Source organism: Bacillus sp. MRMR6, from assembly GCF_001940785.1.
Taxonomy (GTDB): Bacteria; Bacillota; Bacilli; order Bacillales; family Cytobacillaceae; genus Neobacillus.
In genome coordinates, this window is sequence record NZ_MSLS01000035.1 from 20701 (window position 1) to 34094 (window position 13394).

Genomic DNA, 13394 nt, shown 5'->3' on the forward strand with positions numbered 1-13394 from the left:
TACATATATCCAACTTTGTTAGCATAAACTTATAAACAGAAAAATGGGTGTGACCTAATGGACAAACTAACCAAAAATGCCGATCGATTTGATTGGACCCTTACTTTAATTTTATTTATGCTTTTCTTGGTTAGCTGTATTAGTATCTACAGCGCACAATCTTCAGGTCAATATGACGGCAATTTCTTGAAAATGCAAATTTTCTGGTATATTGTAGGTTCAGTAATTATTTCTATCACTATTTTCTTTGACAGCTATCAATTGAGAAAACTAGCTTGGTATTTGTATGGGCTAGGCCTTCTGCTTTTAATCGGTATTATCTTAGCACCTGAGACCATTGCTCCTATTCGAAACGGAGCAAAAAGCTGGTATATCATCCCTAACCTTGGAAGTATTCAGCCTTCCGAATTTGTAAAAACCTTTTTAATCATTACCTTAAGCCTTGTTGCAACAAAGCATCAAGAAACTTATTTAGATAAGACCGTAAAGACTGACTTCTGGCTGTTATTAAAATTGGGAGTGGTCACTGCGGTTCCACTGGGGTTAATAATGATGCAGCCAGATTTAGGAACGTCCTTAGTGCTAATTTCTATTTTAGTAGGGTTTATTCTAGTTTCAGGGATTACCTGGAAAATCATTTTCCCTGTATTTTTATTAGGTGCATCACTTGCTGGCAGTATTCTCTATCTCGTCATCACGAAACCTGAATTGCTGGAAAAGCATGTGGATACCTATCAATTTAATCGTATTTATTCATGGCTAGACCCCGTGAATCACCAAAGCAATGCCGGCTACCATCTTATGAAATCACTGAGTGCGATTGGTTCTGGGATGTTGACTGGTAAAGGGCTGGGTAATGGTGAGGTTTATGTGCCAGAAGGTCATACTGATTTTATCTTTAGTGTTATTGGTGAAGAATACGGCTTTGTTGGCGGCAGTATTGTTATTGGGTTATTCTTTCTATTAATCTACCATTTAATAAAAACAGCACTCGATACAAATGATCCCTTTAATACATATATTTGTACTGGTATCATCAGCATGGTCACCTTCCATGTCTTTCAAAATGTTGGGATGACAATTCAAGTGCTTCCCATTACGGGGATCCCTTTACCCTTTATTAGTTATGGAGGCAGTTCATTAATGGGTAATATGTTTGCAATGGGTATTGTCTACAGTATTCGTTATCATCATCGTAACTATATGTTCTCATCTGATAGATCGCTTAGTGCTTAAGTTTCTAAGTGATAAGCTTTGTTGTTTTCCGCTCCAGGTGCTTCGCTCCAATTAGCATAGCTACAAAATTATTAAGTGAAGGTGAATTATGAAGGAGTTTATTTTTTCTGTTTTGGACTTTCTTTCTCAATTAGGCTATTTCGGGATTGCTTTAGGGTTAATGATTGAGGTGATTCCAAGTGAAATTGTTTTAGGTTATGGCGGTTATATGATTTCACAGGGGATCCTAGGTTATCCAGGTGCGGTTATTGCTGGAACGGTGGGCGGGACCCTTGCTCAGTTATTCTTATATTGGGCTGGCTATTACGGAGGTCGTCCATTTTTGGAGAAATATGGCAAGTATGTGTTTATTAATAAAAAACAAATTGATCTTTCTGAACTTTGGTTTAGGAAGTACGGCGGAGGAGTGATTTTCTTTGCCCGTTTCATACCAGTTGTTCGGCATGCAATCAGCATTCCTGCTGGGGTCGCAAAAATGTCTGCCCTCAAATTTACCCTTTATACCGTTGCAGCGGTTATCCCTTGGACGATTCTTTTCCTCTATCTAGGACATATGCTGGGAGAAAATTGGGCAGGGATTAAGGACTATGCGGAGCAATACACGTTCCCCCTTATCATCGGTGCCGTTCTTTTAGGGGTCATTTACTTCTTAGTTAAGAAAACAAAGAAAACAACCACGTAATTTAGTGGTTGTTTTTCTTTTAAGAGACTAGTTTTAAGCCGACTGCTGCGGCTAAGACTAAGCCGATAAAAAATATTCTCTTCCAATCATTTGATTCACCATAGAGCAGGATTCCCATGATTGCTCCGCCTGATGCTCCGATTCCTGTCCAGATGGCGTAGGCTATGCCCATCGGCAAGGTTTTCATTGCATAGGCTAGAAATAAAAAGCTCCCTGCAAAACCGATCACTAATAAGAAGAACGCTTGCCAGTTACGATCTTTGTTCAACTTATTCATCATCGTGACTGCAAACATCTCACATGCTCCTGCAGCAATTAACGAGGCCCATGCCATCAGGAATCAACTCCTTCCTCATTGGTGTCTGGTGTCACCAATTTTAAGCCGATCACACCAATTAACAGCAACATGATAAAAAGTATTTTCCCTATCTTAAATGTTTCGCCAAAGATGAGGATTTCAACAAGAACTGTTCCGGCGGTGCCCAAGCCAACAAAAACTGCATATACTGTTCCTACTGGAAGTCCTCTGCCTGCCGCGATTAATAAATAAAAACTAACTATTATTGCGACTATCGTACCAGACCATGACAAAACATCGCTAGCATGTTTTAAACCAACTACCCAGCAAACCTCAAAAATGGCTGCAATAAGAACCTTTATCCAATTTGAATTCAATCGTTTTTTCTCCTTTTATCCCACATTAACGGGCAGTAATATCCCCACATCAAGGTTATGAGTGAAAACAACAAATTCTATGTGGGGGTAACTGCCCGTAAATGCCCGATAAGTTCAACTAACCATCAGTGGGGGTTGAAGAAAACCCCCACTGATGGAAGCTTCACTTTATAAATAGCTTTTCCACCTGTTTACCTACCCATGCTGTGCCAATTTAAGCCGTTCCTGATATAAAATAAAGAAATAGAAGACCATTGAGAGAAATACCGATATTGCTGAAATAAAGTAAATGGTGGAATACCCAAACAGATGTGCAATTTGACCAAACCCGATTGCACCAATACCTACTCCTAAATCAAAAAACGAAAAGAAGGTCGCATTTGCCATGCCTCTACGATTGATCGGTGATTTCTCAATTGCCCAAGCCTGCAGGCCAGGCTGTACCGTTCCAAACCCAAGCCCATAAAGAAAAGCAGCTATATATAGGATGAAACTGTTTGGTAGCCAAGCTAATAAAATCATTGCTGAAAATATTAACACCGATCCTGGGATAAATACAGCCTGATGTCCCCTTTTATCGTATAACTGGCCAGCAAAAGCCCGGGATGCCATTGTAGCAAGTGCAAATAGCAAGAAATACATTTGAATACCGGGAATGCCCTTTTGTAAAGTATATAACGGTAAAAAGGTAGCAATACCTCCAAATGTAACGGTTAAGAAGAACAGCAACATAGATGGCTTCAAAGCACTTTTCTCATAAAGATCCAGTTTAAATGCAGCTTTTTGCTCCTGTTTTCGTTCTACCTTTTTGTAATGTATGAAAGAAGATAATAGTAATGCTGCTAGCCCTAGTCCTGCACAAATTAAGAATAATGTTTCAAAGGAGATTATACCCGCCAACACCAATCCGAGTGATGGTCCAAGTGCCATTGCGACATTCCCGGCTAACCCGAAATAACCCATTCCTTCGCCGCGCCTTTTTGCAGGGATTAAATCTGTAGCAATCGTTCCTGAAGCGGTTGTAGAAAATCCCCAGCCAACACCTTGAATCACCCGCATTAAAAATAAGAAGACGATACTAGTTAGGAACCCGAAGGATCCAACTGCAATAACAAAAATCGCCAGACCAAGGATATAAACAAACCCTCTTCCCCTTGTCTCAAGCGAATGACCTGCATACGGACGGAGCAATAGGGCCGAGAAGGTAAAGATTCCGACGACATATCCAATTAATTGATCATTGCCGCCTAACTCTTCTACGAATAATGGGATGGTTGGCAACGTCATTTGAAAACCAAGGAAAATGAAGAAATTAGCAATTACGATTAAAATAAAATCCCTGGTCCAGATTTTTTCTTTAGCAGCTTGTGCATTCATAAAGCAAAAGACTTCCTCTCTTTTTTGCGTCGATACAGTCAAACCGAAAGCCCGTTTCTACGGTTGTAAAAACGAGCTTTCTTCAGTAGGAGTTTTATAATATTATTTCACTAATGTAGAATTTATAACACGTCTCATTGCTGAAACCTGTCCTAGATGAAGGGTTTCATGAAAAATAGCAAAATTAGCAAGTTCGCCAAACGTTTCTTGACCTAGAAATGGTGTTTTAAGTTTAGCAGCAAAGCTTTCTACTGGAATTTGTTTTATTCTTTCTAACTGCTCTTTTAATTGTTCAGTTAAAACCGCTACCGCCGGTACTTCCCCTTGCCAATCTGCCGGCTTAGTGCCGTTACCAAATAACTCTAAGTAATTAGCAGGTAAATGATTGGATTTTTGTGGGTAGCCAAACATAAACTGTTCCGTAACCGTTAGCATATGTCCAATATGCCAATGGATTGTATTGTTAAAGCCTTCAGGTTGAACATCAACAACAGCCTCTTCCAACTTTTCTACATTTTTTAAGGTGTAATTTCTTGCTACCTCAAAATGTTTAAACAACAATTCGTTCATTTCACTTCTCTCCCTTCATACTTAACACACCTATTTTAAACCAAAATCATCCATTATTTAAATAATCTGCCTTACATTTCCGCTGGAGCTTCTATTCCTAATAAGCGCAGTCCTTCTTTAAGAACCGTCGTAACCGCAGCGACTAAAGCTAAACGCGCTTCACGCTCTGGATTTTCTTCTAGGATCTTTACTTCACCATAATATTTATTAAATGCTTGCCCAAGGTCAATCATATATTTAGCCACCTGTGATGGGTCATATTGCTCAAACGACCGCTTAATTGTATTTGGGAATTCCATGAGTAGAGTAATTACTTTCCATTCTCTTTCCCAGGAACTGTCCAAGGCTTGTTGTAAAATGCCACCTTGATAAGCAGCCTTTCGCAAAATGGAGCAGGCTCTAGCATAGGTGTACTGAACATATGGTCCTGTTTCCCCTTCAAAACGAAGCATCTCTTCTAACGAAAATTCGATATCGTTCATTCTGAAGTTCTTCAAGTCATGAAACATAACGGCACCAACTCCGACTTGCTTTGCCACGACATCTTTGTTAACTAAATTAGGGTTTTTCTCGTTAATATTGTGCCTAGCCATGCTGATCGACTCGTCTAACACTTCCTCTAATAAAACAACCTTACCTTTTCTTGTCGACATTTTCTTGCCGTCTTTTAGCATCATTCCAAATGGAATGTGAACCATTTTCTCGGCCCATTCATAGCCCATTTTTCCAAGCACGGCTATTAATTGTTTAAAATGCAAACTTTGTTCATTCCCCACCACATAAAGTGATAAATCAAAGTTATAATTCTCTTTCCGATAGAGCGCTGCTGCTAAATCTCGTGTTGCATAAAGCGTTGCCCCATCAGATTTTTTAATTAAGCATGGCGGAAGATCCTGCTCCGATAATTCCACCACCTGGGCTTGGTCTGATTCAACCAGCAAGTTCTGTTCCTCAAGAAGCTGGACAATTCGGCCCATTTTATCATTATAAAATGCTTCTCCTGCTAAAGAGTCAAATTGAACATTCATTAATTCATATATTCTTGAAAACTCTTTTAATGACTCATCTCGAAACCATTGCCATAGTTCCAAAGCTTCCTGATCAGCATCCTCCAAACGTTTAAACCAGCTTCTCCCCTGATCAATTAACTCCGGATTCGTTTCCGCTTCATCGTGAAACCTAATATACAGAGTAAGTAATTCTTTAATAGGGTTTTGTCTTACTTTTCCAGCATCTCCCCACAGTTTATAGGCGGTAATTAGCTTGCCGAACTGTGTTCCCCAATCACCAATATGGTTTATTCTTATTGGCAGGTAGCCGCATTTTTCAGAGATATGGGCTAAAGAATTACCGATTACGGTTGAACGTAAATGGCCCATTGAAAAGGGTTTAGCGATATTTGGCGATGACATATCTATCGTGATATTTTGTTTATTTCCTATGTTAAGCGTGCCATAAGCTTCCTGTTTGCTACTGATTTCAGCTAATACATTTTCTGCTGCAAGTTGTTTATTTAAGAATACATTTAGATATGCACCCACTACCTCTATTTTTTCAAAAAATGGCGACAGGATCTTTTCACTTAGCTCCTGTGCAATGCTTTGGGGCGATTTCCTTTTCAGTTTTGCTAATGTGAAACAAGGAAACGCCAGATCACCATGGTTTTGGTTTTTTGGCTTTTCAATCAGCAATTCAAGTTCCTTGGCCTCGATTTCCTGATTCAATATTTCGTAAAGCATTGCGGCAAGCTCCTGTTTAAAGTTCATCATCTAGAACCTCCTTTTATATATATATAAACACAAAAAACTCCCGCCTCTATTATGAAGAGACGAGAGTTAAACCCGCGGTACCACTCTAATTGTTCAAAGAACCAGCTTAGCTTTTTAACGGAGGATTCTCCGGCGTACCCTACTTCTTTCAGGCAGCATCTCAAAAGTGCGCTTCATTTTCTGATTCAGATCAGGCTTACACCACCCCTGATTCGCTTTGCCTTCACAGAAAACTACTCTCTTTTTCATGGATTTTTTCTAGTTTAATTAGTTGTTATTATACTGGATAAATAAGGATTTATCCAGTTATTGTTGATTATTTTCCCCTATCAGGAAACTCTATACATAAAGGAGGGATTATGAATGGCTAGAAGAAATAAAATCCTTGTTCCAGAGGCAAGAAGAGGACTGGATGAATTAAAAGCTAAGGTGGCTAAAGCCAGCAGTCCTGAGGATGCAAAATTCGAAGCTGCTAAAGAGGTGGGTGTTCCTTTATCAAGTGGATATAACGGCAAACTCACATCAGAGCAGGCAGGTAAAGTAGGCGGAAGGCTTGGCGGCAGCATGGTCCGTGAACTCGTAAAGATGGCACAGCAAAACATGGTAAAGAAATAATGAAGATAGAGAACGATTTGGAGGTCGTTCTCTTTTTTCGACTTTTCTGAGTTTGTAATCATTACGAGCCCGTAGAACTCTGACACCGATTTGCCGCTGCTCTGTACTGCATGCCGAACACCACCCTAAGCTTTAAGACCGCTATGTATACCTCCCTATCTGCGACTCCTTCCCTTTAAAAAGAGCCTTTGCCTCCCTCCTTAGTCCGCTAGACCGTTTAGCCAATTTATAGGACTTACTGAAACCAGTGTTAATATTATCCTCTGTGACTCTAAAAAAAGGGGTAAATTCCAAATGATGGAATTAAAATATTTGTTTTATTAGTAATGGTCAGAATTGTTTTTTGTAAAAATTCACTAACCTATCACAAACTAATTCTTCACTTTTTATAAAATAGAATTAGGTCTGTAAGAAAGGAAGTGGGGTATGCCTTTTAAAACTCGAACTGAAACGGATGAGTTGAAAATTCTAAGAATAGTAAACACAAGAATGGATTTGCCCGAAAGTGAAAAGAAACGTTTTTTGAAATTGAAAAAAGGTTTTGAGGGGGAAGTGAAGTTTGACTCATATACAGCGTGTTTAGACAATAAATTTTTGATCCTCAATGATCTGGAACTTGAAGTGAGCAATACATCTTTTCAAATTGATTCCTTATTGCTTACACAAAATTATCTGGTTCCATGCGAAGTTAAAAATTATGAAGGAAATTATTTTTACGAAAACGATAATTTTTATTTTTGTCATAACAAGAAGGCCATAAGCAATCCTCTTCACCAATTAAATAGAGGTGAAATCCTATTACGTCAACTAATAGAATTGTACGGATTCCGCTTTCCTGTAAAAGGAAATCTTATCTTTAACAATCCTGAATTCTTCTTATATCAAGCACCCCTTAATCATCCGGAAATCATCTATCATTCCCATCTCAATCATTTTATAAAAGAATTATGTATGAGACCTTCCAATCTAAGTGGCCAACATCAAAAACTACTCGTTTTCTATCCTAACGGGCATCTTAACCCTTCTAAGATGACCGGTTGCATTCTTTCGCCAAAAAAGCAGAATGCATCGTAAGCATTCTGCCCTTTAACTAAATATTCGCTAACTGTTTGTATTGATTTACAATGCCTTTAAACAAAGCAGAACCCTCTTCTAGCTGAGTAAACTTCCCAATAGCTGTCTCTAAACCCTGGTTTTGAATCATTTCCTGAATTTGTACCGCTTCCTCATCTTTACTGTAATCATATAAAAGGGCTGCAGCGATCCCCTTAAGAAGGAAAGTTGGTTCTTTTCCAACTATTTCATGATATTGTCTTGCTGGGCTTACAAGGCGGTCATTTGGACCAAGTTTACGGATTGGCGAACGGGCTACACGCGTTACTTCATCAACAATATAGGAGTTTGAGAACCGCTGAAGAATCTTTTTAATATACTTATTGTGCTCTTCAGAATTAAAGCCATATTTCTTTACTAAGAATTCTCCGCTCTCCTTTAATGCTCCTTCTACTAATTGAGGGATTTGATGATTTTCCATTGCTTGATTAATTGTTTCAACCTTATAATAATAGCCAAAATATGCGGCAAGAGCATGACCTGTATTAACGGTGAATAGCTTGCGCTCAATATAAGGCACTAATTCCGACACATAGGTGATTCCGTTAATCGTCGGCTTTTCCCCAACTAGCTTTGTTTCCTCAACAACCCATTCGTAAAACGGCTCTACTTTGACCATTAGCTTATCTTCATTTACCTGGTTGGGAACAATTCGATCGACAGCAGAGTCTGGAAAACCAAACTGCGCATCAAACTTTCCTTTTTCAGCATCTGTTAATGTTTCATAGACTTTTTCTTTTAAGAGTGTACTGCCACCAATCATATTTTCACAGGCAATAATATTCAGTGGTTTCCTGTTAAGCTCCAAACGTTTTCGTAAACCATCTGCAACTAGTCCCGCTATAAAAGGTAGGATATTGGGGCCAATTGCCGTAGTGACAAGATCCGCTTCCGCTATTGCTGCAATCACTTGCTCAGGGTGTGCTGCACTGTTAATCGCTCTAACATTCCCTACAATTACTTCCTCTTGTGATGCTTCAGCAAGAACTACTCTATATTCTCTCTTTGCATTCAGCAAATCAACCATTTGCTCATTAACATCTACAAAACAGGTTTCATATCCTGAATGGTATAATAGATTGCCGATAAAACCGCGGCCTATATTCCCAGCTCCAAAGTGGACAGCTAACAAATTAGTTCACCCCTTCAAAGATAGCTAGAATTTCGTCAGCTGATTTTGCTGCAACGAGCTTTTCAATATTTTCTTCTTCAGAACAAACAATAGCAATACTAGATAAAATATCTAAGTGTTCATTATCTTTACCAGCAATTCCAATTAGTAGCTTTACGATATTACCTCCACCAAAATCCACACCACCAGGAACTTGAATAAATGAGATACCTGATTTTTTAACATATTGCTTAGAGTCCTCTGTACCATGTGGGATGGCAACAAAATTACCCATATACGTTGAAGTCAATTCTTCTCTCTCGAGCATCTTTTCGATATAACTTGCATCAACATATCCTTTGTCCACAAGGATATTTCCCGTTAGTCTGATTGCTTCTTCCTTTGAACCTACCGATGCGTTTAATAAAATGTTGTCACTTGTTAAAATGTTGTTTGACATTTTAGACACTCCTTATATCCATTAATTTTTTGTAAAAAAACTGATCAAAGTTTGCTGTTAGTAATGATAGAATACTGTCCTGATTTCTTGATTGAAAAACAGCAATATTATCTTCGCTTTCAATTAACAATGTACTTAAATAACTTAATACTTCTAACGCTTTTTCTGATATATCTTCAGGTGATAGCATTAATAGCAGCACGTTCATCGACATCCAATTTTGGTCCATACCTTTAACCTCTATAGGCTCTTGGGGAATATAAACCGTGAAGCTCGGTTTGATAACATGGTTGGATCGTGCATGAAAAAGTGCCATTTCGGTGTCTGGAATTCCTAAACCACCTAGCTTTTCCCTGTCTGTTAGCGACTTGATAACGGCTTCTATATTATTGACCTTATTCTTCTTGAATAAATCTTCGCCAGCAAGTAGTAAAATATCTTTAACTCCTTGCTCCTTCACTTCCTTCAGTTCAAATCCATTTAAAAGAGTGGCGATCGTTTCTGCATATTCGTGGATACTAGTTAGTTCATCTATAAGATCAGCGGTACTTTTTAGTCCTACCTTTTCATTTATTCTGATAGGAAGGGCCGCTTCTGTTCCATTCACAATCATTCGCTCGTTGATAAACGAGTGAATCTTCTCTACTTCATCTTTATTTAACATTGGACTAACTAATATATAATCTAATTGATAATCTGGGATTGGAATGGTAGAAATAATAACCTGATAATCATCAAGTTTCATCTTCTTAAACTCCATAACAGATACATTTTGGATATCATTTAGTTGAGGAAACTCTTTTTGTAATCTTGTAGCAAGTAGTTTTGATGTTCCAAGTCCACTTGAACAAATGACGAGCGTTTTTACATTCGCTAATTCCTTCTTTCCGAGAATGCCAGCACCAAAATGCATCACAAGGAAGCCTATTTCCTCATCAGGAACGTGAAACTCACTGAAAACCTGCTCGCATGCTTCTTTCACAAGTGAAAACAACTCGGAATAATCTCTTTTAATTTTTTCTAGTAAAGGATTACTAATTCCCATACTTTGCTTAATCCGGTATACGGCTGGCTTCAAATGCATGACCAATCCGTCAAAAAGAGAACGATTTGCAGATAAATCAAGTCCAACTCTTTTACCGATGTAATCGATCAAGTTTCTTGTTTTAATGGCAATTTGTAGGCTCGAGTCCTCAATAAGATATTCATGATCATGTCGAAGTTTGGCACCCTTTAGGTGCATCGTGATATATGCGACTTCCGCTTGTGGAATCTGGATTTGAAAAACTTGCTCTAATTCCGCGACAATCTTTTCTGCAAATTTATATTCCTTCGTCGCTTGCTGGTCTCTTAGGTATTCTTGATTAATCTTAATACCTTCACCTTTTTGGATTCGTTCAACCGCTAATGCTAAGTGCACGACTAAACCAATATAGGCGCTATCCGCCATGGAAAAAGGCAAATCCTGCACAGTGGCTTCGACTATTTTTTCAACAGTGAGTAGCTTTTGCTTTTCCACAAGCCCTAATAATCGATCTGATATGGTATTGATTTGCTGATTAGACCTTTTTTGGATATTTTCCCTTGCAAGTGAGAGAATTTCAGATTCATCTAGATATTCAGTGATAAGATTGCTCATCGCTCGGCGCTTTGACCCCTCGTCACCTTCTATCTCAACACCATACCCTCTTTTTCTAATCAGTGATAAGCCAAAGGTTTGAAGTTTTACTTCTAATCTGGTTAAATCAGCACTTACTGTAGCTATCGTTACATTTAAATCATTTGCCAAACCAAGAAGCTTTACAGGTCCATCTGTTTCTAAAAGCTCACATAAAATAATGGTTTGTCGTTCGTCAGGAGTATATTCAGTATGAAAAAGATTGTATAGAAATCGTTCTAGTTCACGAATTCTATCCTTATCCCCAGTAATTTGAACACCCACACCGGCTTTCTTTTGGAGCAATAAATCATATTCCTTGAGGATATCTTCTACATTTTTCAAGTCACGATGAATGGTCCTGCCGCTCACGCCAATTTGGTCTGCGAGGTCTTTCACCGTAATCTCATTTCGCTCAGTTAACAAGACTTCTAAAATTTGTCTTTCTCTTGCAGAAATATACATGTTCTCACTCCGTGTCAGGGTAATGGATTTTGGCCTCCAAACTTATAATGTTGCCAAAATTAAATAACAATACCCTTATTTCAATTTTATTGCGAATAAAACCTTATTACAATAAACAAAAAACAGGATTTAGTCACTCAAGTTGTTGACATATTTGAATTAAAACAAAAACCTAGCACAATAGGGCTAGGTTTTTTGGACGTTACTTTTTCAAGGTATTGATTAACTCATCATACCTAGGACTATTTAAGAAGTTTTCTACTGAGATATGTGTTGCATTTGGCAGCTTCACCTTTGCACGATCGGTTAAATCTTTGTGTGTAATGACTACATCAGCATCTTCAGGCAGGTTGTTAATAGCTGTATTAATAACTGTTACATCTATTTCAGCTTTTTTTATCTTGTTTCTTAAAATAGATGCCCCCATTGCACTAGAGCCCATACCTGCATCACAAGCGAAGACAATTTTATTCACTTTCGCTGCTTGTGCCGTTAATGTTGAAGTAACAGAGCTTTTCTTGCCTTTCATTTCATCCATTTTTGCTGCCGCGGCAGTAAGGTCCTCATCTGTTGTTTTACTCGTTTTTAAAATCAGTGCAGCAACTACAAAGGATACAGCTGCTGCTACTAGTACACCTGCTAAAACTCCTACATAATTTCCTTTCGGTGTCATGGCAAGAAGTGCGAAAATACTACCAGGTGATGGAGCTGCGACAAGCCCTGCACTGAAAAGGTTAAAAGTAAACACTCCACTTACACCACCAGCAATGGCTGCAAGGATTAACATCGGCTTCATTAGGATGTACGGGAAGTAAATCTCATGAATACCGCCTAAGAAGTGAATCACTACCGCACCAGGTGCTGTTTGTTTCGCTGTTCCTTTACCAAATAACATGAAAGCTAGTAAAATTCCTAAACCAGGTCCAGGGTTTGTTTCTAGTAAGAAAAGAATCGACTTTCCTGTACTTGCCGCCTGATCAATTCCTAACGGGCTTAAGATCCCATGGTTAATTGCATTGTTAAGGAATAATACTTTCGCTGGTTCAATTAAGATGTTTGCTAATGGTAATAAGTTTGCATTAACGATTGTTTCTACACCAGCTGCTAGTACTTTACTTAATCCAGCAACCACTGGACCAATTGCTTTAAAGCCAATTAATGTTAAAACACCTGCGATAATACCAGCAGAGAAATTGTTTACTAACATTTCAAATCCAGATTTCACTTTTCCGTGAATCGCTTGGTCAAACTTCTTGATTGCATAACCACCAAGCGGACCCATTAACATGGCTCCTAAGAACATCGGGATATCTGTTCCTACAATTACCCCCATTGTTGCTGTTGCACCAACAACACCACCGCGGATATCATAGACCATTCTACCGCCGGTAAAACCAATTAATAATGGAAGTAAGAAAGTAATCATTGGTCCAACTAGTTTTGCCAGTTCTTCATTTGGCCACCAGCCTGTTGGGATAAATAATGCTGTAATCAATCCCCATGCAATAAAGGCACCAATATTCGGCATCACCATACCACTTAAATAACTTCCAAACTTTTGTATCTTCACTTTAACATCTAATTTATCTTTAACCGTTTCGTTCATCTCTTTTTCCCCCTCCAACATATTTGTTGAACTTTCTATTTTTATATTAAAGCGTTTT

Annotated in this window: 13 protein-coding genes and 1 other annotated feature; of the genes, 4 read left to right on the plus strand and 9 right to left on the minus strand. The window is 38.5% G+C overall.

Going from position 1 to position 13394, the window contains the following annotated elements; genetic code table 11:
* Positions 1-57: 57 nt before the first annotated feature.
* Positions 58-1236: an FtsW/RodA/SpoVE family cell cycle protein gene (locus BTR25_RS22550; RefSeq protein WP_075690259.1), complete on the plus strand. Its 1179-nt coding sequence runs from the start codon at positions 58-60 to the stop codon at positions 1234-1236.
* An 85-nt stretch (positions 1237-1321) separates the two neighbouring features.
* On the plus strand, positions 1322-1918 hold the full coding sequence (gene uptA, locus BTR25_RS22555; RefSeq protein ID WP_483295283.1) for an undecaprenyl phosphate transporter UptA: 597 nt from the start codon (positions 1322-1324) through the stop codon (positions 1916-1918).
* A gap of 19 nt (positions 1919-1937) precedes the next feature.
* On the opposite strand, the gene BTR25_RS22560 is transcribed toward uptA, so the two are convergent.
* The 5 genes from BTR25_RS22560 to argS form a co-directional block, all read right to left on the minus strand.
* Positions 1938-2252 (minus strand): DMT family transporter, encoded by a 315-nt coding sequence (locus BTR25_RS22560; RefSeq protein WP_075690261.1) that lies wholly within the window; start codon positions 2250-2252, stop codon positions 1938-1940.
* Complete coding sequence (locus BTR25_RS22565; protein WP_075690262.1) at positions 2252-2593, minus strand: DMT family transporter; 342 nt, start codon at positions 2591-2593, stop codon at positions 2252-2254. The genes BTR25_RS22560 and BTR25_RS22565 overlap by 1 nt, the downstream gene beginning before the upstream one ends.
* Before the next feature lie 195 nt (positions 2594-2788).
* Positions 2789-3970: an MFS transporter gene (locus tag BTR25_RS22570; RefSeq protein WP_075690263.1), complete on the minus strand. Its 1182-nt coding sequence runs from the start codon at positions 3968-3970 to the stop codon at positions 2789-2791.
* 102 nt (positions 3971-4072) lie between these two features.
* Positions 4073-4540, minus strand: a complete 468-nt coding sequence (locus BTR25_RS22575; RefSeq protein WP_075690264.1) for a DinB family protein — start codon at positions 4538-4540, stop codon at positions 4073-4075.
* Positions 4541-4611: 71 nt separating this feature from the next.
* Complete coding sequence (argS, locus tag BTR25_RS22580) at positions 4612-6306, minus strand: arginine--tRNA ligase (RefSeq protein WP_075690284.1); 1695 nt, start codon at positions 6304-6306, stop codon at positions 4612-4614.
* 55 nt (positions 6307-6361) lie between these two features.
* Positions 6362-6567 (minus strand) — a binding site (T-box leader).
* Between the two features lie 105 nt (positions 6568-6672).
* Here argS and BTR25_RS22585 point away from each other — a divergent pair.
* Together BTR25_RS22585 and BTR25_RS22590 are read left to right on the plus strand one after the other, a co-directional pair.
* Complete coding sequence (locus BTR25_RS22585; protein ID WP_075690265.1) at positions 6673-6924, plus strand: alpha/beta-type small acid-soluble spore protein; 252 nt, start codon at positions 6673-6675, stop codon at positions 6922-6924.
* A gap of 426 nt (positions 6925-7350) precedes the next feature.
* A complete protein-coding gene (locus BTR25_RS22590; RefSeq protein ID WP_075690266.1) occupies positions 7351-7998 on the plus strand; it encodes a nuclease-related domain-containing protein in 648 nt (215 codons plus the stop codon).
* Between the two features lie 16 nt (positions 7999-8014).
* Here BTR25_RS22590 and BTR25_RS22595 read toward each other — a convergent pair whose 3' ends face one another.
* The 4 genes from BTR25_RS22595 to BTR25_RS22610 form a co-directional block, all read right to left on the minus strand.
* A complete protein-coding gene (locus BTR25_RS22595; RefSeq protein ID WP_075690267.1) occupies positions 8015-9169 on the minus strand; it encodes a mannitol-1-phosphate 5-dehydrogenase in 1155 nt (384 codons plus the stop codon).
* A gap of 1 nt (position 9170) precedes the next feature.
* Positions 9171-9608: a PTS mannitol transporter subunit IIA gene (locus tag BTR25_RS22600; protein ID WP_075690268.1), complete on the minus strand. Its 438-nt coding sequence runs from the start codon at positions 9606-9608 to the stop codon at positions 9171-9173.
* Position 9609: 1 nt separating this feature from the next.
* A complete protein-coding gene (locus tag BTR25_RS22605) occupies positions 9610-11730 on the minus strand; it encodes a BglG family transcription antiterminator (RefSeq protein WP_075690269.1) in 2121 nt (706 codons plus the stop codon).
* Between the two features lie 202 nt (positions 11731-11932).
* Entirely contained in the window at positions 11933-13336 is a 1404-nt protein-coding gene (locus BTR25_RS22610; RefSeq protein ID WP_075690270.1) for a PTS mannitol transporter subunit IIBC, read from the minus strand.
* Between the last annotated feature and the right edge of the window lie 58 nt (positions 13337-13394).